The following is a 20,535-nucleotide window of genomic DNA, read 5'->3' as shown; positions in this document are numbered from 1 at the left end:
AATAAAAAATCGCCCACCATACTGGCGGACGATCTTATTACGTAATCAAGTTATCTTAACATCATACAAGTGGAATTAATTGTATATGCTAAATTAAGTATTATTATGCATTATCAACGGATAAATTGCAAGAAAAAATTATTTTTTTAAATAAAATTGCCATCCCCATAGCGGTGAGATGGCAATATTTATTAGTCCTTAAAGACGTCCTGCTGTTTACCAGTCAGTGAAATCTTATCAAGACCGTTATTTAATTTATAATGATCTGCATTGACTTTTTCTTCACGGTAACCAGCGCGAACAAAGGCCGCCGTCAGGTTAGCCATGAATTTCTGTCCGGCAGCAGCAGATTCATAAATCATCTGATCAAGGTACATTGGTTGATCGGTGCTTTCCCGAAGCAGTGTAACCAGGTAAACCTGCTTGCCAGTCTTATCAATCTCAGCGGTATTTTGCATTAATGACATTATGCATCCCCTCCTCTACTTAATTATACCTGTAATTCAGTAATAACCAAGCCCTTGGCAGTAATTATATCTAAAACTGACTACGCGTTCTCAACTAGAAGTTCAGCCGAATTTGCAGAGACCCGGTTTCCACCATCGAACCCAGGCACTTCATTGCCAGGGAGTAAGCCTGTTTGGCCGTCTGGTCGTTGGCTGCCGTCAGTATCTCCTGCAGCTGACCACCATCCAGTTCGGCAGCTGCCGCATCCGTAGTCAACAAGACATGCCGACCAGCCGCTATCGTATTCTGCTTCATCTCTTCGATAGCCGCCTCATAGCGCTTCGGATGCTCGTCACCGATCGTCGCCAGTGTGTGGGTCATCCAGTACATGTTTTGAATGTCGTAGTGCTCCTTGGTATCGCGGTAGGCAGCCGGGGTATCATTCACGTTTGTGTAGAACGGTGCCAAGGCATTATAGGCGTTGGGCCCAAACGCTAACCAGCAGATTCCCGCCAGCTTTGCCGGTACATCTGACCGCACTTGGAGAATGTGGACCTCAGAGTTCCGTTGAAGCCCGATCGGCCGGAAGGCGTGCTGCTGAGCCGGCGTCCCCAGGTCACTGTAAGGATCGTATGGAGTGTGCTGGTAGTGAGAACTCAGCGCATACTTGACGTCCTCGATCGTCAGCAGGTATTCTGGCTGACGGGCAAACGGCAGGTCAGGATCGTCCGGCTGAGGGTTGGCACTCGGGTTGAAGAGGCGTTGGACATACCACTGCCGCGGGATGTTGTAACGGTAGTCGGAATCGTTGCGACTGCCAAAGATGTGACGAAGATTATAACCCTTTTTGCCATCGATGTTCAAGTGGTGGTCGAGAATTAACTGCTCCAGATCACTGGATGCCATCGTGTCCGGGGAACTAAAATCAAACTCGGTCACCGCAAACCAGTTTGGCGCCACGACGTAGCAATCGTCCGGAACCCGCTGGGCAGCCCAGTGGTGTCCACCGATCGTTTCCATGTACCAGACCTCGTCCTTGTCCGAGAAGGCCACCCCGTTTGATTCGTAGGTGCCATACTTGCTAAGGTACTTGCCCAGCAGCTGCACCCCTTCACGAGCCGAATGGATATATGGCAAAACCAGGGTGACCAGGTCTTCCTCGCCGACCCCCTGCTTAACCAACGGGTCGATTCCCAATACCCGTGAATTGGTGGTACTGGTTTCCGTAGCCGACATGGTAACGTTGGCACTGTTAATGCCGGCCTCACCCCAGATCCCCATCTTCTTGGCAACGACCGGAATTTCTGGGACGGCTGTGTAGCGCATCGGGTTATTTGGCAGGTCAAACTTGGCCTTGTTGGTCACTGACTGATACTGTTGCGGCTGCTGGTCTGGTTCCACCACAACGAACCGCTTGGGGTTGAAGGCGTGACCGAAGTCCTCGTTTCTGGCCACCAGTGTCGAACCGTCAGCACTCGCCTTTTTTCCGACTAAAATTGTTGTACATGGCATATGATGATCTCCTTTTTGTCCAATTAACATCAAAACTACTTTTATTGTAGTCGCTTAATAGACACTTCTCAAATTTTAAAATAAAAAACGACCCAGATTCAGCATCCAGGTCGTCAGATAATTCTGTATTAGCCTTCGAAGGCCTTCGTCAATGGTGGAACCACTTGTTTCTTCCGGGAAACCACGCCAGGAAGGTTCATCCGGTTGTTGTCATCAAGCTTGTGGCCAAATGCTTCTTCAACCTTGGCAGTGTCGTCACCAACAACCAGCAGTTCGGAGTCACTGTTTAGGATGTTAGTAGCGATCAGGATGAAAAGTTGGTAGCCGTTAGCATCCATCAGTTCATGCATCTTCTTTTCCAGGTCGGCTTGACGCTTGAAGACGTCGTCCAATTCAACGGCGTTTACTTGGCCGATCCGCATCTTAGTGCCGCCCAGTTCGAAGGTCTTGGCATCGCCATCAACGATCGTGGCGTCATCCTTGGCGTCAACGTTGGCGCCGGCCTTCAGCATTTCAACACCGTACTTCTCGTAGTCGTCCACACCGGCAACCTTGGCCAGGTACTTAACGGCTTCTCGATCATGGTCAGTGGTCGTTGGGGAGTTAAGCAGCAGGGTGTCGGAAATGATGGCAGAAAGCATCATCCCAGCCAGGTTAGCTGGAATATCGATGTGCTTTTCTTGGAACATTTCCGTCAGGATCGTGCTGACACAGCCGTAAGGACGTAAAGTAGCCCACAGTGGTTGAGCCGTGTTGAAGTTAGCCAGACGGTGGTGGTCAACCAGGTGGGTAACCGTTACCTTGTCGATGTCACTGACACTCTGTTGTGGTTCGTTGTGGTCGACCAGCATTACCTTGTCGACTTCATTGGCAACCGTTTCAACGACCCGGGGTGCCTTCATGCCAAACTTGTTTAAAGCAAACTTGGTTTCGTCGTTTGGTTCGCCAAGGGCAACCGCTTCTGTTTCGTAGCCCAATTGGTTTTGGAAGTATGAGAACGCCATTGCCGCAGTGATCGCATCAGTATCTGGCTTTTGGTGTCCAAAAACTAACTCTTTATCCATAAAAGATTCCTCCTGTTTGTTCACATTTTGCACCGATCCATTCCGTGCGTGAACCAGTCTCTAATAGCCATTTTATCATGAATGCCGACAAACGTGCACAGCTTTCTAGCGGTTTGTCAGATATTCTTTAAGAAGGGCCCACATTTCTTCATGCTGTTGATTGAAGAAATGCGGCGATTCATCCATACCAAAGTACCGCGTCCCAACCGTTTCACTCGGCTTTGTCGGATACTGGCACTCATCGGCCCGCTTTACCAGATAAAAGGCATTGCCGGGCTGGACCACGTCACCGTTCGGGTAGGTGTAGGTATCACTATCCATCATTTTCAACAGCCGCTGTGGCTGAACCACGACCCCAGCGTCCTCCTTGAATTCCCGGACTAGCGTTTGGGCAAAGGTCTCGCCAAACTCCATGTAGCCGCCAGGAAACCCCAGTCGCCGGTATCGGCCCGCTCCTGAAGGAGGACTGCGCCCTGATCGTTTAATAGTGCCCCGGAAGCACTGGTCATGATTAGGGGCTGGTGGCCAACTAATCGCCGAATTTTGTTAATATACGCCATCTTACCCCTCCGCGTTCTCCAGTTCACCCATGGCAGCGAAAAACCGGTCCACACTGGCCTTGTACGCAACTGCCAAAGCCAGCTGGTGCAACATCTTCTGCTGGGCGGTCCGGACGGTCGGAAACGGCCGTGGCTGCCCAATAAAGGCCGCTTGGACCGCTGCCTCCAATTCCTGGCAGAAATAATCATAGGCGTCAACCCGGTTAAAACGACTATTCTGCTGAATCCGAATGGCAACCCTGAGATCGGCCAGGGACAAAACATTTTTAGCCACTGCAATAAACACCAGGTCCGCCAGCTGGTCCGGGCTGTATAGCTTCCTGACCGGATGCTCAATCAAGTGATGTTTGACGTAGTTGCTCACCATCGTACCGGTCAAACGAACATCCCCCAATGGTGCCAACTGCTCATTCAAATAGGTCGTCACCTGCTCGAGATACAAGCCCAGCGCCGGCAACTCCGCATACCGGGGCAGTTTCAGCACCAGTTCGCGTGTCTCTTCCATACTCATTCCTCATTTCAGCATTAGCATTAGTTAACGGCACTCGGGGTCTCGTGCAGGATGGCGGTTTTCTTGAGCCGGATCTTAACCGGGATCCCTTGAGTGTCAGTGTCAATAACAAAGGTCCCGTTCGACTTGACCGACCCCAGGTGGTGATCATTGACCGCGATATCCTGGAACATCGGCCGGTCGGTAATCACCTCAAAGGTCCCGGCAAAGTCTGCATCATAGGCCAAGAAGTCCGCGATCTGGTGCGGGTTGCGCTTCAGTCGATGCAAGACCAGTTCACCCCGCCGTGAACGGGCCCCCACTTCGATTTCGTCGAGCGGCATCTCCTTGAAGGCCCCCCGCTGGGTAATGGTAGCGATCCGTTGCCCATCGACTACCAGAGCCAGGTCCGCCATGATATCATCGTCCTTCAAGTTAATGGCCCGTACACCGGCAGTTCGGATCCCCGTGACCGGAACATCCGCCACGTCAAAGCGAACGGCATAACCGTCCCGACTGATGGCCAGCAGGGACTGGTTTTGATTGGCCGGCTCGTAGTAATTGACACTGACCAGGCGCGCCGTCGGACTCTTCAGCTTGATAGCAACACTGGCATGGCTCCGGTAACGTGACCCTGGCTGATAATCAGTAAAGGCAGACTGCTTGACCTGGCCATCGCTGGTCCCCATCAGAAAAGTACCCGGCATGTCGAGGCGGTCAAACAGCATGGCTGTGATGATCTCCTCATCATCAGCCAGCCCGATCGTCTGTGAGATGTGTTCACCAGTGTCCTTCCAGCGGGCATCGGCGATCTCGTGGACCGGCCGGTAGATGACGTGCCCGAGGTTGGTGAACATGAACAGGTGGGCCAGAGTGTTCGTCTGTTCGATCAGCAGCGGGTAATCATCCTCCCGCAGGCCGTTTTCATCCAGGGCCGACGCCTTAAACGAACGCAGGCTGCTCCGTTTAATGTAACCAGCATGGGAAACCAGGACCACGACGTCCTCCTTGGCGACCGTGACCTTAGTATCAACCTCCAGCTTCTCGACCTGGTCTTCGATCTTGGTCCGCCGCGGATTGCCGAATTCTTTCTTGATGGCCCGCATCTCCTTGCGCAGAACGGCCGCCAATTCGTGGTCATCATCCATGATCAGCTGAAGCTCCGCGATTCGTTTGTTCAACCTGTCCTGTTCATCACGCAGCTCGGTGACGTCGGTATTTGTCAAACGATAGAGCTGCAGGGTAACGATGGCCTCAGCCTGCTCGGCAGTGAATTGATACTGGTCAACCAGGTTTTGCTTGGCATCTTTGCGGTTCTTGCTGGCCCGAATGGTCTTGATGACCTGATCGAGAATCGACAGGGCCTTGATCAGCCCTTCAACAATATGCAGGCGATGTTGAGCCTTCTGCAGGTTAAACTGGGTCCGCCGCCGCACGACTTGCTTCTGGAAGGCCAGATAAGAGGTCAGGATGTGCTTTAAGCCCACCCGCATCGGCCGCTGGTCATCGATGGCCACCATGTTGAAGTTATAGTTGATCTGCAGATCCGTATTCTTCAGCAGGTAGTTAAGCACTCCCTGCGCGTTGGCCCCCCGTTTGAGCTCAATGGCGATCCGCAACCCGCTTCGGTCGGTTTCGTCACGGGCCTCTACAATGCCTTCAACCTTCTTGGCCAAGCGGAGATCATTGATCCGCTTCACCAGCTGGGCCTTGTTAACCTCATAGGGGATCTCAGTAACATTGATCTGCTGGCGGCCCCCACGCAGGGTTTCAATGTCGGTCTTGGCGCGGACGACAATCCGCCCCCGACCCGTCTGGTAGGCTTTCTTAATGCCGTCGATCCCCTGGACAATCCCACCCGTTGGGAAGTCCGGGCCCGGAATGAATTCCATCAGCTTGTCCAGGCTGGCATCCGGGTGACCGATCAAGTAGATCAAGGCGTCCAACACTTCACTCAGGTTGTGGGTTGGAATCTCGGTGGCGTACCCAGCCGAGATCCCCGTGGCCCCATTGACCAGCAGGTTGGGAATTCGAGCCGGCAAGACCGTGGGTTCCTTCTCCGTGTCATCAAAGTTTAAGGTCATCTCGACCGTGTCCTTGTCAATGTCTTGGAGCATCAGGCCGGCGATCTTGCTCAAACGGGCCTCGGTGTACCGCATTGCGGCTGCCGGATCCCCATCCATTGACCCGTTGTTTCCGTGCATCTCGACCAGGGGTTCGCGCAGCTTCCAGTCCTGACTCAGCCGGACTAGGGCCTCGTAGATCGAACTATCCCCGTGAGGGTGGAAGTTACCCATGACGTTCCCCACCGACTTGGCAGACTTGCGAAAGCCCTTGTCATAGGTGTTGCCATCCTTGTTCATGGCAAACAGAATCCGGCGCTGGACCGGTTTTAAGCCGTCTCTGATGTCCGGCAGGGCCCGCTCCTGAATGATTGATTTTGAATATCGACCAAAACGGTCACCCATGATTTGTTCGAGTGACATGGTCTCTACTTTAGCGCTCTTCACAAAAACGCATCCTTTCTATATCACTATTTTGAAAAAGAAAGAGACCGGGTAATAACTCAGTCTCATTATTGCCGGCCCTCTTTAGCCGTTCAAGCGGCCCTTGTTTTCGACCAGCTTATCGGACTCCTGGTCGTCGCTTAAGGTAAACTGAACATTCTTTTCGATCCAGTCACGCCGCGGCTCCACCTTGTTGCCCATCAAGGTGGTAACCCGCCGCTCTGCCAGCTCAGCATCCTCGATCCGTACCCGAATCAGAGTCCGCGTCTCCGGATTCATCGTAGTCTCCCACAGCTGGTCGGCATTCATCTCACCGAGTCCCTTAAACCGCTGGAGTTGGGCCCCCTTGCCCATCTTCTTGGTCAGACTGGTCAATTCATCGTTGGTCCAGGCGTAGGTGATCTTCGTCTTGGCTCCCCGGCCCTGCTGGAGACGGTAGAGGGGCGGCAGGGCAATGTAGATTTTGCCGGCTTCGATCATCGGCCGCATGTACTTGTAGAAGAACGTCAACAGCAGGATCTGGATGTGGGCCCCATCATCATCGGCATCCGTCATGATGATGATCTTGTCATAGTTAGAATCCTCGACGTTAAACTCTGAACCGGCCCCCGCACCAACCGTATAGATGATCGTATTCAGTTCCTCGTTTTTCAAGACGTCGTCCAGCTTGGCCTTCTCGGTATTCAAGACCTTCCCCCGCAACGGCAGGATGGCCTGGTACTTACGGTCGCGGCCCTGCTTGGCGGAACCGCCGGCTGAGTCCCCTTCGACTAAGAAAAGCTCATTCTTTTTGGCATTCTTAGACTGAGCCGGGGTCAGCTTGCCGGAAAGGTTCCGTTCCTTCTTGCTCTTGCGCTTGCCGCCCCGGGCCTGGTTGCGGGCCTTGCGCGCAGCCTCACGCGCCTCACGCGCCTTGAGGGACTTCCTAATCAGCATCTGAGCGAAGTCGCCGTTTTCCATCAGGGCGTAATTCAGCTGTTCGCTGACGATCCCATCCACGATCTTCCGGGCCTCCGGAGTACCGAGTTTATCCTTGGTCTGCCCTTCGAACTGCAGGAGGCGTTCGGGAATCCGGACGGAAACCACGGCCGTCAAGCCTTCACGCACGTCGCTCCCCTCCAGGTTCTTGTCGTTGGCCTTGAGGAGTCCGACCCGTTTGGCATACTCATTAAAGGTCTTGGTCCAGGCACTACGGAATCCAGCCTCGTGGGTCCCGCCATCTGGCGTCCGCACATTGTTAACAAAGGAAAGGAGGTTTTCGGAGTAGCCGTCGTTATATTGAGCTGCCACTTCAACCTCGACCCCATCCTGTTTGCCGTCAAAGTACAGGATCTTGCCCAGGGTATCCTTGCCTTCGTTGAGGTAAGACACAAACTCCTGGATCCCATCCTTGTATTGGAAGACGTCCTGCTTTTCCTGACCGGGCCGCTTGTCGGTCAGAACGATCTTGATCCCCTTCAAAAGGAATGCCGACTCGCGCAACCGATTAGCAAGGGTGTTGTAATCATAGACAGTGGTAGTGAAGATCGCCGGGTCTGGCTTGAATGAGACAGTCGTTCCGTTGCCAGCCGTGGTCTTTCCCAGTTTTTTCAGAGTGCCCACCGGCTGCCCCCCGTCTTTAAAGATCTCCTGGTAGCGTTGGTGATCACGAACAATGGTCAGCGTCAGATGAGTTGATAAGGCATTGACAACTGAGGCCCCGACCCCGTGCAAACCGCCAGAGGTCTTATAGCCGTCCGCTTGGCCGAACTTCCCACCGGCATGGAGCACCGTCATGATCACTTCCGGCGTTGGCTTGCCCGAAGCATGCATCCCAACCGGCATCCCCCGACCGTGATCCTGAACCGTGATGGCATTATCAGCTTCAATCGTCACGTTGATTTCGTTCCCGTATCCTGACAGGGCTTCATCGACGGCATTGTCGACAATTTCGTAAACTAGGTGATGCAACCCGCGGGCATCGGTCGACCCGATGTACATCCCCGGCCGCTTGCGCACCGCTTCCAGGCCCTTTAAGACTTGAATTGAAGAATCATCATATTTTACTTTCTTTGTGGTCACAAAATGACCTCCCATAACACAATTAGTATCGTATTAAACATATGTTCGATAAAACATTCTAGCATTGCCATTCACCGAACGCAAATCATTTTGCCAGCAAATCGACGCAGCCGATACATATGAATAATACTCAAAACTCGACCGTTTCGCAAATCACAATTGCCAATCACCGCAAATCCGAGTGGCGAAAGGCGGGGTTTCATGCTATCCTTGATGAGCAATAATGCAATGATATTGAGGAGCAAAATTAAATGACATTCAAAATAATCGTCATGATTATCGTAGCCTACCTGCTGGGTTCCATCCCGTCAGGACTCTGGATCGGTAAGATTTTCTACCACAAGGATATCCGGCAGCTGGGCAGCGGTAACATCGGCACAACTAACACCTTTCGGACCCTGGGCCCAAAAGCCGGCGTTGTCGTTCTCTTAATGGACATCCTAAAGGGGACCCTGGCTGCTTGCCAACCCTACTTCTGGGGAATTAGTGCCAGCGTCAACCCCCTTTTGATCGGGATCTTCGCCTCCCTGGGCCACACCGTCTCCATCTTTGACCACTTCCATGGGGGCAAAGCCGTCGCCACTAGTGCCGGGATCCTGCTGGCTTACAACCCGCCGCTCTTCGGGATCGCCTGCCTGATCTTTATCGGCACTCTCCTGTTGACCAGCATGGCCAGCGTTGCCAGCATTATCGGAATCTCGGCCATCTTCATCATCGCCCTGTGCGAACATGATTGGATCCTGTCTCTGGTCGCCGGAATCTTGACTCTGGTGGTCCTTAACCGTCACAAGAGCAACATCAGACGAATCATGGCCGGTAAGGAATCGATGGTCAATTTTGGCCTCGGGCACTACCTTCGCCAACGTCATCAAAAATAATTACATTACGGGTTTATAAAAGAACCGTTCGAATTCCGCAACAGAGTTCGAACGGTTCTTTTTTCACAATTAGTACTGAAGATACTAGAATGGCCGAATGTTAAAGCGGTACTGGGCACACTGCTGCGGGGCCAAGCGGTGCATATCTTGCTTATGAAGGAGCTGGCCGTCTGCATTCAGGTTATCGGCGATCCCCCACCATGGTTCGACACAGATAAATTCCCCCTGGGCCGGGTACGAAGACCAGACACCAACGTATTGGGTGCCCTCAGTCGCCACCGTCACCCCACGTTTGCTTGCCGGGTCAGTCAGGGTCGCCATAAAGTTGCTCCCCGCTGTTTTGAAGATCACCGCATCATGCTCAAAGACCTGGTGATTAAGTTCCATCGACTGGTGCATGTCGATAACTTGGGGATGATTAGAATCGTTATAGGCGCCCTGAAGAACCACCCGGGAATAGGTCTCGGCTGGCTGAACACTCAGTTGAACCCTGCCGCTCCCCAGGGGCATATTGAAACCGGGGTGGGCACCGATTGCGTAAATTAACGAATGATCAACAGAAGGGTTCTTGACTAAATAGCTGATCTGGAGCTGGTCATCAACCAGTTTCATCGTCACCTGCAGGACGAAGGCAAAGGGGAATGCCTTCCTGGTTTGTTCATCATCGCGCTGTTCGAGGGTCACCTGGTCTGCTTCCTGGCTGACCACCTTGAAGAGCCGATCACGCGCAAAACCATGCTGGGTCTGATGGTAGGTACGACCGTCGAAAACATACTGGTCTCCTTTCAACCGACCGACAAAGGGGAAAAGAATTGGTGCCTGCCGTCCCCAGCTAGCCGAATCACCCTGCCAGAGGTATTCGTGAGAATCACCATAACGCTTAATGCTGTGCAGCTGAGCTCCCAGCTCATTTACCTGTACCGTCAATTGATCGTTTGTTAGTGTAATCATTGTCCGTTCCTCCAATTGTTAAACGATTATCATTACGCCTATAAAAAATTTCCTAACCACACCATAGCAGGTTAGGAAACCCCTTTCAACAATTTTTACTAAGTAAATTTAGTAAAAATTTATTTTTTAATTTTTACTTTTTTACTTCTGAACTGCTTCCTGGTAATCGCCGTTTGGACAAACAACCTGCTTGCCCCCCTTGACCTTCTTTTCAACCAGGTAGTGGCCATCCTTTGGGCATTGCCGACCAATCGGCTTATCCCAGGAAACAAAGTCGCAATCCGGATACCGGGAACAACCATAGAAGACCCGGTTCTTCTTTGACTTCCGCTCGACGACCGTCCCCTGGTGACACTTAGGACAGGTAACGCCGGTATCCTTAACGATTGCCTTAGTATTCCGACACTTCGGGAAGCGCGAGCAGGCGTAGAACTTGCCGTAGCGACCCATCTTAACGACCATCGGCGCCCCGCAGATCTCACAGTCCATTCCCGCTAATTCATCACGCATCTGGATCTTGTCGACCTTTTCTTCGGCGTCCTTGACCTCCTTGGAAAACGGCTGGTAGAAGCTATCGACCACCTTAATCCAGTTCTGTTTGCCTTCCTCGACCTGGTCCAATTCCCCTTCCACGTCGGCGGTAAATTTGGCATTGACGATCTCTGGGAACTGTTGCTCAATGATCCGGTTAACGATCTCACCAAGCTCCGTGGGTTCAAAGTGCCGCGAAACCAGCCGGACATAGTAACGCCGCTGGATCGTGTCCAGGGTTGGCGCGTAGGTCGACGGCCGCCCGACCCCGTTTTGTTCCAGGGTCTTAATCAGGGCCGCTTCCGTGTAGCGAGCCGGTGGCTGGGTAAAGTGTTGTTCCGGATTATCACTGACCAGCTTGGCGGTATCGCCCTCGTCCAGGTCCGGCAGGAGGTTATCCTTCTCCTCGCCCCGCTTGTAGACCTTGGTAAAGCCCGGAAACTTGACTTTCGAACCATTGGCCCGGAAGTCGACCCCCGCCTGTTCAAGGTCCACCGTCATCGTATCTACCACCTGCGGCGTCATCTGGCTGGCTACAAAGCGCGACCAGATCAGGCTGTAGAGCTTGTACTGATCGTTAGTCAGGTACGGCTTCATGTCTGCCGGGGTCCGGTAAACCGACGTTGGGCGAATAGCTTCGTGGGCATCCTGGGCCCCTTCCGGCAGCTTTCCCTTGACTGGTTTGATTGCTGCATACTCGCCACCATACTTTTCGTGAATAAACTTAGAGGCTTCGTGCTTGGCGATCGAAGCAATCCGGGTAGAGTCCGTCCGCATGTAAGTGATCAACCCGACTGGGGACCCCTGTTTGATGTCGATTCCTTCATAGAGCATCTGAGCCGCCATCATTGTCTTCCGGGTCCGGAAGTTGAGTCGGCGGTTAGCATCCTGCTGCATCGTGGATGTCGTGTACGGTGGTTGTGGCTGACGCTTGCGTTCCTTGCGAACCACCTTGGTGATGGTGAAGTTCTTCCGCTTATCCAGTTTGCCCAGGATAGCCTGAACATCATCGTTATTATGCAAGCGGGTCTTCTTGCCGCCCTCGCCATAGAAGCTGGCCTGGAAGCGGTCCTGACCGTGGGCAAACTCGGCATCAATTGTCCAGTATTCCTCCGGCTTAAACTGCTTGATCTCGTTTTCTCGTTGGATGATCAGGTTGAGGGCCACTGACTGGACCCGACCGGCACTGAGCCCCTTCTTGACCTTCTTCCAGAGGATCGGGCTGATGGAATACCCCACCAGCCGGTCTAAAACCCGTCGTGCCTGCTGGGCATCTACCAGGTCCATATTGATCGTCCGGGGTTCCTTGAAGGCTTCCTTGACCGCATCCTTGGTAATTTCGTTGAAGGTCACCCGGTTCTTCTGCTGGTCATCAAGCTTCAAAATATTAGAAACGTGCCAGGCAATGGCTTCTCCTTCCCGGTCTGGGTCAGATGCCAGGTAGATAGCCTTGGCGTTCTTCGCGTCCTTGCGCAGTTCCTTGATGACGTCGCCCTTGCCCCGAATGGAGATGTAGTCAGGCTGGTAGTTATTTTCGACGTCGACCCCCATTCGGCTCTTGGGCAGGTCCCGAATATGACCAAGGCTGGCAACAACCTTGTAGGACCGCCCCAGGAACTTGCCAATGGTCTTCGCCTTAGATGGCGATTCCACGATCACTAGATTCTTCTTTGGTTTAGCGCGTCGGGTAGTCTTCCGACGGCTTGTTTTCTTTGTCTTACTTGTCGTTGTTTTGGTTGCCATAAAGTCGGCTCCTCACGTTCTTTTAATTTCTCTTCTATTATTAGTCCATTTAACCATCATCTGTCAAATCAGAAAAGACCTTTTTGAGAAATTAACGTAAAAAGACACGGCTAGCTGAATTCGTCAATCAAGTCCTGGGCCCGCAGGATGGGCTTGGCCCCCGCGGCGATCAGTTCGTTGCAGCCCAACGACCGGATCGTATCAATACGGCCGGGAACGGCGCAGACATTCCGGTTCTCATCCAGGGCCAAATTAGCCGTGATCAAGCTGCCGCTGCGCCGCTTGGCCTCCACCACCAGGAGGGTCTGGCTCAGCCCGGCGATTATGCGGTTCCTTTCGGGAAAGTGCCAGGCCAGCGGCGGCTCCCCGTAGCCGTACTCCGACAACACCAGTCCCCGGTTAGCCACTGCCTGCTGTAACTGCCGGTTGGCTGCCGGATAAACGCGGTCAAGCCCGCAGCCGATCACCCCAATTGTCATCCCGCCATGTTCAAGAGTTATTTGGTGACTTAGTCCGTCGATCCCCTGGGCCAGGCCGCTGACGATCACCAGCCGGTGTTTGACAATCTCGGGAATGAATCCCCGGAGGACCCCCGTTCCATAGGCCGAGGCATCTCGTGCTCCAACGATCCCTAAGCAGGGGCGTTGTAAAAGTGCCAGGTTGCCGGCATAAAACAGGACCAATGGCGGGGCGAAGATTTCCCGTAAGGCCGTCGGATATTCAGAATCGGCAATCGTGACGTGGGGATAACCCTGGTTTATGCTCATGGCCCGAGTTAGTTGCGGACTATTCCAGTTATTTAACAGGGCGGTCTGGGCCTGCAAGGTGAGTTGGCAATCTTTAATCAGCCTTGGCAGGTCCGTGTCGTACTGCAGCTGCCGAGCCCGGCACCACAAACGATACTTATCTCCCCGGCCCAGCCCCCGGCAAAGGCTCAATCGCAACAAGAAATCATCTACTTGTAACATAAAAAGACCTCCTACTATATCAAGTACGAGGTTTACCCTAAAATGTATTATTTTAAGTAGTCCTGAACCGGGCGAAACGACCGGCGATGAATTGGTGTAGCCCCGTGGGCAGCCAGGCCGGCCAGGTGCTCACGGGTCCCATAGCCCATGTTCTCGGCTAGGCCATATCCGGGATAGACCCGATCATAGTCTTTCATCAGGTGGTCCCGGTATTCCTTAGCCACAATGCTGGCCGCCGCCACGCTAATGCTCTTCTGGTCCCCCTTGATCAGGGTCGTCTGGGGAATCGGTATTTTGAGCGGGACCGCGTCGACAATCAGGTGGTCGGGACGGTGATGGAGGTTGTTGACCGCCCTGATCATCGCATCCTGGGTAGCTGCATAGATATTTAACCGATCAATTGTCTCCCGGTCATTCACGGCGATACTGACCTCCACAGCCTCGTTGACGATTTGCAGATACAATTGCTCACGTTCGTGGCGAGTCAACTGCTTCGAGTCGGTCACCCCCACCAGGTCAAAGTCAGGCCGCAGGATCACGGCGCAGGTGACCACCGGGCCAGCCAGCGGTCCACGGCCGACCTCGTCCATCCCCGCCACGTACCGGCACCCCCGTTGCCAGAGGGCTTCTTCATAGTGAAAGCGCCGCCGAAACGCCGCCTGGGCCTTCGCTAGCCGGTCAAGGCGCCGGTAAAACTGAGCAAGGGCCTGCTGCACCCCCTTGCGCGAATCCGCGGTAAGGGCTTGGACATACGGGTCGGAACGGTCCGTCAGTTGACTGAGCCGTTCCTTAATTTGCTTAACCGTTTCACTCATTGATGCCCTCCGCATTCAGGTCCGCGGGAACTTCCATGGTGATCGGCCCCAGCTTACCCTTTCGCAGGTCAAAAATCAGCCGTTCGCTGGCCCGATCGTAATCATCACGAAAGCCCATCTTCTGGGTAATCGTCAAAAGCAGGTCCGGATCAGTAACCTCTTCTGCCAGATCGGCTTCGCTTAACCGGTAGCGCTCGCGCAACATGTCCGGATGATGTTCACGCAAATAGCGAAGCGCAAACAGGGCCACGTCATCCTTGGGGTAGAGGCTGTCCTTGATGGCACCGCTTAAAGCCAGCATTTGACCCTGTTTGGCACTGGCAAACTTGTGCCAAAGGACCCCAGGGGTATCCAACAACTCCAGCTCGGCCGAAGAACGCAGCCACTGCTGACCGGTGGTGACCCCAGGACGATTACCAGTAACAGCCACGTTCTTCTTGACCAGGTGATTTAATAAGGTCGACTTGCCGACGTTCGGCACCCCAACACACATGGCCCTGATCGGCCGCTTCTTGAGCCCCTTGGCAGCCTCCTCTGCCAGCTTCTCGCGGAGGATCTCCTTGCTCTTGGCCGTTACAATCTTTGCCACGTTGTGTTGACGGGAATCGAGGGCTAAGACTGGCTGGCCCTTCTCCTTAAAGAATTGCAACCACTCGGCCAGGCGCTGCTGATCCGCCAGGTCGGTCTTGGTCATGATCAGCAGGCGAGGCTTTTCACCTGCTGCCAGTGCGACTTCGGGATTCTGTGAAGAATACGGTACCCGGGCATCCACCAGTTCAAACACGATGTCGACCAACGGCATCTGTTCACGGATCTGACGAAGGGCCTTGGCCATGTGTCCAGGGAACCATTGAATTACTGCCATTTTTCTGCCTCCTTAATTCATTGCATCCAGGTACCGTTGCCAGGCCGAATCAAAGATGGTCATCGATGGCAGGTACTCAGCATTTTCTTCTAAGTATTGGGAAATTTCTTCAAAATCGGTGGACTGCTTAGGAAAGCTGCTGTCCAAAAAAGCGTTGTTGGCAAATTGCTCAATCTCATCGGCATCAGTCGGCTTTCGCTGGGTCATCAGATAACGATAAAAACTATCACGCATATAGATCCTCCTAGTTGTTGGTTGGCACGGTGATCAGGAAACTAAAGCGACCGGCTGCCATGTTGATCTCCTCTGCCGAGTACTTCAGCGAACGGTGCTTGCTATAGCGGTTAAGATCGAGCAAGACCGTCTTCTTCTTGGCATCGATGGAAACCCACTTAGGAATATTGTAATTCTTGGCGATGTAACCCATTACGAACTGTAAGGGGATATTCAGCTGACCAACGGAAAGGCCCTTCGCCTTTAATAAGACGTTGCCCTCCTTGGTCGTCTGCGGAATGAAGTTGATCGCAAACCGGATCTTGGCCCCCATAAATTTGGTGTCACCGACCAAAGTAGCATACTTTTTACCCACAATGAAGTGGTACTTAACCTGTTCCCCTTTTAGGAACTTATTCAGGTAGTTTGCCGAGAGCGCGTTGACCTGCTTGCGGTTCAAGGCAACCGTCAATGACGTGTCAGCAGGCTGAGCCGGCCGGCTGACCTCGGGCGCTGGGGCGGGGGCCGCAGCCCGTTGGACTACTACCGCCCCGCCGACTACAATTGCGGCCAGCAGGCCAAAGAACGCCAGCTTCCAGCCGTTAAATTTTTTCTTCTCTACTTTACTCATTATCCTACCTCTTTACGTATTCCCAACTGTGGTGGTGAACCATTGCCTTGAACAGTCGCTGGGCAATGTGCTCATATCCGGTATGGTTGGGGTGGAAGTTGTCTTCCGTAGAAATATAGTTATTTAAGTTCTTGTCTTTGTCATCCATCACCCTGATGAGCCGGGTCTGACTAACCTTGCCCTGGTTGGCCTTATTTTCGGCACTCACCAGTTGCTGCCGGGCCGCCTTTGTCCGGTACTGACCGTATGACATCAGATGATTAATGTCAACAAAATACATCTGAGAATAGTTTCTCATCACCTGCTGAGTGGTCTTGTTCCAGTAACTAACGGCATCACTGATCGTCGTTACATTCGGAAAATAGGTGTAAAAGGGGTTATAGATACTCATTACAAAGATCGGGGCGTGCGGATTTTGCTTACGTACCGCCGTAAAGAGCTTTTTGAGCTTCTTTTGGTACGTCCGGCTGGCTGTCTTGACCTCACTGTTGATCTGATCGGGCGAATCCATGGCATTTGCTTCCAACCTCTGCATCAGGTCATTCCCCCCGACCGTCATCGTGATCACATTGGCATGCTTAAGGTCCTGACGAATTTGCTTTTGACTGTTCAGCCGGTCAAGAATTTGATCAGACCGGTCCCCGCTAACCCCATAATTGACTGTGGTTACCGTCGTCTTACGGTAGCGATGCTCAATTTTTTGCTTGATGATACCGACATAACCGCCATTGTTGGTTTCATCCCCCTGCCCGTGGGTAAGGGAATCACCAAGCGCCACCAATTTAACGTGCTTGCGCTCCACATAGCGGGGCCGACTCACTTGCACTGTTTGGGAAGCAGGTCTGACGGTGCGCTGGCGATACCATCCCCAGCCGACACCCAGCAAAATAATAGCGATCAGTATGACTGCTAACCAGCCCTTCTTCTTCACGAACAACCCCTCCTTTAGATAAATAAAAGCGGCCGTATACATGACCGCCAAATTCTTTATTCAGTGTAGTACAGGAGACAGCAGGCCCCCATTCCAGTGTGGGTCGCAATAATCGGCACCGTCTCCCGAACGATAATCTTGATGTTTGGATAGAGCTTGTTCAGGGCCTCCTTCAGACGGGCAACCTCCTTGTCCGCTTGAACATGAGAAATTCCAATTGCCTTAACCTTAGGACCGGCTGCCATTTCACTCAGTAGCTTATCCCATTCCTTATGGATAGCCTTTGTTCCGCGGCCCTTCATCAAGATGTGGATTTGCCCGCCGGAAACTTGGAGCATTACCTTGATGTTTAACAGACTGGACAGGGCACCGGCAAACTTGCTGATCCGGCCCCCAGCGACCAAGTTACGGAGGTTATCAATTGCAAGGTAGAGCTTGCTCTTTTCGAGGACTTCCTTCATCTTGGCAATGGCATCCTCAACCGTCCCCCCGTTTTCTAAGACCTGGGCCGCCTCCACAATCTGGAAGGCCATCCCCTGGTCGGTCGTCTGTGAATCGTAGACCGTCACCTTTGTCTTAGAAAGTTCTGCTGCCTGTTCAGCGGCGTGAACGGTCCCAGAGATGGAGGACATCATCGTTACACAAAGCACCTCACTGCCATCTGCACCGAGCTTATCAAAGACGTCCACAAACTTGCCGATCGGTGGCTGGGAAGTCTTGGGCAGGGACTTGGCATTCTTCATCATCTCGGGGAACTGGTCGTTCGTGATCGTTTCCCGCTCCGTATAAACCGTCCCGTCAATCATCACAGTCAACGGAACAATCGTAATGTTATATTTTTGAATCTCCTCTTCGGTCAAACCGGCAGAAGAATCACAAACTATTTTTACATTTGCCATGGAAATCTACTCTCCCTGTGTGCATATCTATGTTATAATCTATCTAGTTATCGAAACTAGCTAGGCAATCATCAAAACTATTATACACATTTTTTAAATGTCGTACCATTGATTTGGTTAATATTCAGCCTTTAGTATAGCAAATATCATTGAAGAATTCATCGCTGATCAACCAGAAAGGGGTAATTATCATGATCAGAACATCACCTAACTCGCATCGCCCACAAAACCGCCAGGAACTGCTAATCGAAATTGCCAATGCGGTCACCCATGGAATTGGGGCGGGGCTGGCAATTGCCGGACTGGTCTTTTTAATCATTCGGGCCGCTCACACAGGTGATCCGATGCGCATCGTCACCTTCACAATCTACGGTAGCATCTTAGTACTCTTCTACCTCTCTTCAACTCTTTTCCACGCCCTCTACTTTACCCGGGCCCGGCACCTCTTTCGAATTTTTGATCACGCAATGATCTTTATCCTGATTGCCGGGACCTACACCCCATACTGTCTGGTCAGCATCCGCGGCTGGGCCGGCTGGACCCTCTTTGGAATCATCTGGGGACTGGCCGTGCTGGGAGTCGTCTACAAGAGCATTTGGCTTAAGCACAAGAGCAACCTTTCGACCTTAATCTACGTCCTAATGGGCTGGATGTGTATATTTGCTTTCGTGCCCCTCTGGCGCGCACTTGGTCCCGTCGGCTTTGGACTGCTCCTTGCCGGCGGCGTCACCTTCACCCTGGGGGCCCTGTTGTACAGCCGGCCGACCCGTTACACGCACCTGATCTGGCACCTGTTTGTTTTGCTAGGAACCGGCTTCATGTACTTCTCTATCCTATTCTTCGTTTAATCGCCACTGTTCAAACCAACAGGTTGGCCGGCTGTCCCCATCAGTGACAACGGCCTGCCGGCCAACTAGCTGCCACTGGGAATAATCAACCGGTGGCATTTTTGTATCACCGTGGTAGTGGCCGTTGATCACTGTCCGCTCTAAGACCGTCGCCAGCGGCAACAGGGCAGCAAATACCCCGGCGCCGCCGATGACGCAGACCTTATTTTCAGCTAATTGGCCAAGGTAGTCTTTCAGGCTCGCCAGGTCATGAACAACCGTGATCCCGGAAGCATCCAGGTCGTGATGGGTCAGAACGATATTTTCGCGGTGGGGCAGCGGCCGCCCAATTGATTCATAGGTTCGGCGCCCCATGATGATGGGATGGCCCAGTGTTACCTGCTTAAAGTGCCGCAGGTCAGCTGGGACGTGCCAGGGCAAAGCGTTATCTTTCCCAATCCAGCCGTCCAGGTCCTCGGCCCATACAAAACTGATCTCAGTCATTTAACTGCCTCCTTAGACCGCTACCGGCGCCTTGATGGCCGGCTCATGCGTGTAGCCTTCCAGCTTGATGTCCGTCATCTGGTACTGGTCAATCGGTTTTGGCTGGTCTGGCAAGATTAACTTAGGCGCGGCGTGGGGCGTGCGGGATAATTGTTCTTTGATCTGATCGAGGTGGTTGAGGTAGATGTGGGCATCCCCAAGTGTGTGAACAAAATCTCCGGCCTTCAAACCGCACTCATGCGCGATCATTTCTGTCAGCAGGGCATAACTGGCGATGTTGAAGGGCACTCCTAGGAAGATGTCAGCACTGCGCTGGTAAAGTTGGCAGCTCAACTTGCCGTCGTTTACGTAAAACTGAAACATGGTGTGGCAGGGTGGCAAGGCCATTGAAGGCACGTCCTCAGGATTCCAGGCCGAAACAATCAGCCGCCGGGAATCGGGCGTCGTCTTGATCTGGTGAATCACGTTGCCCAGCTGGTCAATCGTGTCCCCCTGGCTGGTCTTCCAATGCCGCCACTGGCTCCCGTAGACTAGTCCCAGGTCACCATATTTCTTGGCGAATTCGTCATCGTCTAAGACCCGTTGGCAGAAAGCTTTCTTCTCAGCCAGGTACTGCTTCTTGAATTCGGGATCCTTCAGCCAGCGGTGACCAAAATCCGTCATATCAGGACCATGGTATTCTGAGCTGGTAACCCACTTCTTGAAGGCCCATTCGTCCCAGATGTGGTTGTGGTGCTGAAGGAGGAAGCGGATGTTGGTGTCCCCGCGCAAAAACCAGAGCAACTCGCTCTTGATCAAACCAAAGGGCACCTTCTTTGTGGTCAAGAGTGGGAAGCCCTTGCTGAGAGCAAAGCGCATCTGATAGCCAAAGACCGAGCGCGTCCCCGTCCCCGTCCGGTCAGACTTCTCGTGACCGTTCTCCAGAACATAGCGGGCCAGGTTAAGGTACTGCTGTTCATTAGTGTTTTCTGCCATTTTTCTCATCAGACTCCTTGTATTGATTGCTAATAATATACCACAATATTTAACCTAACGTTGAAGCTCTTACCTTGAAACTACAAAAAGCCGTCAGGACTATCCTGGCGGCTTTTTGTAGTTGTGTCTAAAATGTTTGGGGTGCGGATCATTCGTCCACAAA

At 52.7% G+C, this 20,535-nt stretch carries 19 protein-coding genes and 1 pseudogene; 2 read left to right on the top strand and 18 right to left on the bottom strand.

Features of this window, described 5'->3' with window-relative positions; all coding sequences use genetic code 11:
* Positions 1 to 191: 191 nt before the first annotated feature.
* The 7 genes and pseudogenes from ACI31J_RS01910 to parE form a co-directional block, all read right to left on the bottom strand.
* Positions 192 to 467: a hypothetical protein gene (locus tag ACI31J_RS01910; RefSeq protein ID WP_439772764.1), complete on the bottom strand. Its 276-nt coding sequence runs from the start codon at positions 465 to 467 to the stop codon at positions 192 to 194.
* A 94-nt stretch (positions 468 to 561) separates the two neighbouring features.
* Positions 562 to 1,959: a C69 family dipeptidase gene (locus ACI31J_RS01905; RefSeq protein ID WP_439772763.1), complete on the bottom strand. Its 1,398-nt coding sequence runs from the start codon at positions 1,957 to 1,959 to the stop codon at positions 562 to 564.
* A gap of 128 nt (positions 1,960 to 2,087) precedes the next feature.
* On the bottom strand, positions 2,088 to 3,023 hold the full coding sequence (locus tag ACI31J_RS01900; protein WP_439772762.1) for a manganese-dependent inorganic pyrophosphatase: 936 nt from the start codon (positions 3,021 to 3,023) through the stop codon (positions 2,088 to 2,090).
* A gap of 105 nt (positions 3,024 to 3,128) precedes the next feature.
* Positions 3,129 to 3,583, bottom strand: a pseudogene (locus tag ACI31J_RS01895) (NUDIX hydrolase).
* 1 nt (position 3,584) lies between these two features.
* Positions 3,585 to 4,088, bottom strand: coding sequence for a DUF1836 domain-containing protein (locus ACI31J_RS01890; protein WP_439772761.1), 504 nt, complete (start codon positions 4,086 to 4,088; stop codon positions 3,585 to 3,587).
* Between the two features lie 26 nt (positions 4,089 to 4,114).
* On the bottom strand, positions 4,115 to 6,559 hold the full coding sequence (parC, locus tag ACI31J_RS01885; protein WP_439772765.1) for a DNA topoisomerase IV subunit A: 2,445 nt from the start codon (positions 6,557 to 6,559) through the stop codon (positions 4,115 to 4,117).
* Positions 6,560 to 6,664: 105 nt separating this feature from the next.
* Entirely contained in the window at positions 6,665 to 8,656 is a 1,992-nt protein-coding gene (gene parE / locus ACI31J_RS01880) for a DNA topoisomerase IV subunit B (RefSeq protein WP_439772760.1), read from the bottom strand.
* Between the two features lie 236 nt (positions 8,657 to 8,892).
* Between parE and plsY the strand changes: the two genes are divergently transcribed.
* A complete protein-coding gene (plsY, locus tag ACI31J_RS01875; protein WP_439772759.1) occupies positions 8,893 to 9,519 on the top strand; it encodes a glycerol-3-phosphate 1-O-acyltransferase PlsY in 627 nt (208 codons plus the stop codon).
* 84 nt (positions 9,520 to 9,603) lie between these two features.
* Here plsY and ACI31J_RS01870 read toward each other — a convergent pair whose 3' ends face one another.
* The 9 genes from ACI31J_RS01870 to ACI31J_RS01830 all read right to left on the bottom strand — a co-directional run bounded on the left by ACI31J_RS01870 (position 9,604) and on the right by ACI31J_RS01830 (position 18,066).
* Positions 9,604 to 10,470, bottom strand: coding sequence for an aldose 1-epimerase family protein (locus tag ACI31J_RS01870; protein ID WP_439772758.1), 867 nt, complete (start codon positions 10,468 to 10,470; stop codon positions 9,604 to 9,606).
* Positions 10,471 to 10,611: 141 nt separating this feature from the next.
* Positions 10,612 to 12,744, bottom strand: coding sequence for a type I DNA topoisomerase (gene topA, locus ACI31J_RS01865; protein ID WP_439772757.1), 2,133 nt, complete (start codon positions 12,742 to 12,744; stop codon positions 10,612 to 10,614).
* A gap of 110 nt (positions 12,745 to 12,854) precedes the next feature.
* Positions 12,855 to 13,712 carry a DNA-processing protein DprA gene (dprA, locus tag ACI31J_RS01860; protein ID WP_439772756.1) on the bottom strand — a complete coding sequence of 286 codons (858 nt, stop codon included), beginning with the start codon at positions 13,710 to 13,712 and terminating at the stop codon, positions 12,855 to 12,857.
* A 47-nt stretch (positions 13,713 to 13,759) separates the two neighbouring features.
* Positions 13,760 to 14,527, bottom strand: a complete 768-nt coding sequence (locus ACI31J_RS01855) for a ribonuclease HII (protein ID WP_439772755.1) — start codon at positions 14,525 to 14,527, stop codon at positions 13,760 to 13,762.
* Entirely contained in the window at positions 14,520 to 15,392 is an 873-nt protein-coding gene (ylqF, locus tag ACI31J_RS01850; RefSeq protein ID WP_439772754.1) for a ribosome biogenesis GTPase YlqF, read from the bottom strand. The genes ACI31J_RS01855 and ylqF overlap by 8 nt, the downstream gene beginning before the upstream one ends.
* 12 nt (positions 15,393 to 15,404) lie before the next feature.
* Complete coding sequence (locus tag ACI31J_RS01845; protein ID WP_439772753.1) at positions 15,405 to 15,626, bottom strand: YozE family protein; 222 nt, start codon at positions 15,624 to 15,626, stop codon at positions 15,405 to 15,407.
* A 10-nt stretch (positions 15,627 to 15,636) separates the two neighbouring features.
* Positions 15,637 to 16,236 (bottom strand): YpmS family protein, encoded by a 600-nt coding sequence (locus tag ACI31J_RS01840; protein ID WP_439772752.1) that lies wholly within the window; start codon positions 16,234 to 16,236, stop codon positions 15,637 to 15,639.
* 4 nt (positions 16,237 to 16,240) lie between these two features.
* Positions 16,241 to 17,209, bottom strand: coding sequence for an SGNH/GDSL hydrolase family protein (locus ACI31J_RS01835; RefSeq protein WP_439772751.1), 969 nt, complete (start codon positions 17,207 to 17,209; stop codon positions 16,241 to 16,243).
* A 14-nt stretch (positions 17,210 to 17,223) separates the two neighbouring features.
* Entirely contained in the window at positions 17,224 to 18,066 is an 843-nt protein-coding gene (locus ACI31J_RS01830; protein ID WP_439772750.1) for a DegV family protein, read from the bottom strand.
* A gap of 191 nt (positions 18,067 to 18,257) precedes the next feature.
* On the opposite strand from ACI31J_RS01830, the gene trhA reads away from it, so the two are divergent.
* Positions 18,258 to 18,914, top strand: a complete 657-nt coding sequence (gene trhA, locus ACI31J_RS01825) for a PAQR family membrane homeostasis protein TrhA (RefSeq protein WP_439772749.1) — start codon at positions 18,258 to 18,260, stop codon at positions 18,912 to 18,914.
* On the opposite strand, the gene ACI31J_RS01820 is transcribed toward trhA, so the two are convergent.
* Together ACI31J_RS01820 and ACI31J_RS01815 are read right to left on the bottom strand one after the other, a co-directional pair.
* On the bottom strand, positions 18,900 to 19,397 hold the full coding sequence (locus ACI31J_RS01820; RefSeq protein ID WP_439772748.1) for a dihydrofolate reductase: 498 nt from the start codon (positions 19,395 to 19,397) through the stop codon (positions 18,900 to 18,902). The genes trhA and ACI31J_RS01820 overlap by 15 nt on opposite strands.
* Positions 19,398 to 19,409: 12 nt before the next feature.
* The gene (locus tag ACI31J_RS01815; RefSeq protein WP_439772747.1) at positions 19,410 to 20,372 is read right to left on the bottom strand and encodes a thymidylate synthase; all 963 of its coding nucleotides are present in this window, start codon (positions 20,370 to 20,372) and stop codon (positions 19,410 to 19,412) included.
* Between the last annotated feature and the right edge of the window lie 163 nt (positions 20,373 to 20,535).

It is taken from the genome of Limosilactobacillus sp., from assembly GCF_051873075.1.
Classification (GTDB): Bacteria; Bacillota; Bacilli; order Lactobacillales; family Lactobacillaceae; genus Limosilactobacillus.
This window is presented reverse-complemented; position numbering and strand designations above follow the sequence as displayed.

What these genes read in the sequence shown, in the direction of transcription:
- ACI31J_RS01910 (WP_439772764.1), bottom strand. Translation starts at nt 467, where the DNA reads ATGTCATTAATGCAAAATACCGCTGAGATTGATAAGACTGGCAAGCAG.
- ACI31J_RS01905 (WP_439772763.1), bottom strand. Translation starts at nt 1,959, where the DNA reads ATGCCATGTACAACAATTTTAGTCGGAAAAAAGGCGAGTGCTGACGGT.
- ACI31J_RS01900 (WP_439772762.1), bottom strand. Translation starts at nt 3,023, where the DNA reads ATGGATAAAGAGTTAGTTTTTGGACACCAAAAGCCAGATACTGATGCG.
- ACI31J_RS01890 (WP_439772761.1), bottom strand. Translation starts at nt 4,088, where the DNA reads ATGGAAGAGACACGCGAACTGGTGCTGAAACTGCCCCGGTATGCGGAG.
- parC (WP_439772765.1), bottom strand. Translation starts at nt 6,559, where the DNA reads ATGTCACTCGAACAAATCATGGGTGACCGTTTTGGTCGATATTCAAAA.
- parE (WP_439772760.1), bottom strand. Translation starts at nt 8,656, where the DNA reads ATGGGAGGTCATTTTGTGACCACAAAGAAAGTAAAATATGATGATTCT.
- plsY (WP_439772759.1), top strand. Translation starts at nt 8,893, where the DNA reads ATGACATTCAAAATAATCGTCATGATTATCGTAGCCTACCTGCTGGGT.
- ACI31J_RS01870 (WP_439772758.1), bottom strand. Translation starts at nt 10,470, where the DNA reads ATGATTACACTAACAAACGATCAATTGACGGTACAGGTAAATGAGCTG.
- topA (WP_439772757.1), bottom strand. Translation starts at nt 12,744, where the DNA reads ATGGCAACCAAAACAACGACAAGTAAGACAAAGAAAACAAGCCGTCGG.
- dprA (WP_439772756.1), bottom strand. Translation starts at nt 13,712, where the DNA reads ATGTTACAAGTAGATGATTTCTTGTTGCGATTGAGCCTTTGCCGGGGG.
- ACI31J_RS01855 (WP_439772755.1), bottom strand. Translation starts at nt 14,527, where the DNA reads ATGAGTGAAACGGTTAAGCAAATTAAGGAACGGCTCAGTCAACTGACG.
- ylqF (WP_439772754.1), bottom strand. Translation starts at nt 15,392, where the DNA reads ATGGCAGTAATTCAATGGTTCCCTGGACACATGGCCAAGGCCCTTCGT.
- ACI31J_RS01845 (WP_439772753.1), bottom strand. Translation starts at nt 15,626, where the DNA reads ATGCGTGATAGTTTTTATCGTTATCTGATGACCCAGCGAAAGCCGACT.
- ACI31J_RS01840 (WP_439772752.1), bottom strand. Translation starts at nt 16,236, where the DNA reads ATGAGTAAAGTAGAGAAGAAAAAATTTAACGGCTGGAAGCTGGCGTTC.
- ACI31J_RS01835 (WP_439772751.1), bottom strand. Translation starts at nt 17,209, where the DNA reads ATGTATACGGCCGCTTTTATTTATCTAAAGGAGGGGTTGTTCGTGAAG.
- ACI31J_RS01830 (WP_439772750.1), bottom strand. Translation starts at nt 18,066, where the DNA reads ATGGCAAATGTAAAAATAGTTTGTGATTCTTCTGCCGGTTTGACCGAA.
- trhA (WP_439772749.1), top strand. Translation starts at nt 18,258, where the DNA reads ATGATCAGAACATCACCTAACTCGCATCGCCCACAAAACCGCCAGGAA.
- ACI31J_RS01820 (WP_439772748.1), bottom strand. Translation starts at nt 19,397, where the DNA reads ATGACTGAGATCAGTTTTGTATGGGCCGAGGACCTGGACGGCTGGATT.
- ACI31J_RS01815 (WP_439772747.1), bottom strand. Translation starts at nt 20,372, where the DNA reads ATGGCAGAAAACACTAATGAACAGCAGTACCTTAACCTGGCCCGCTAT.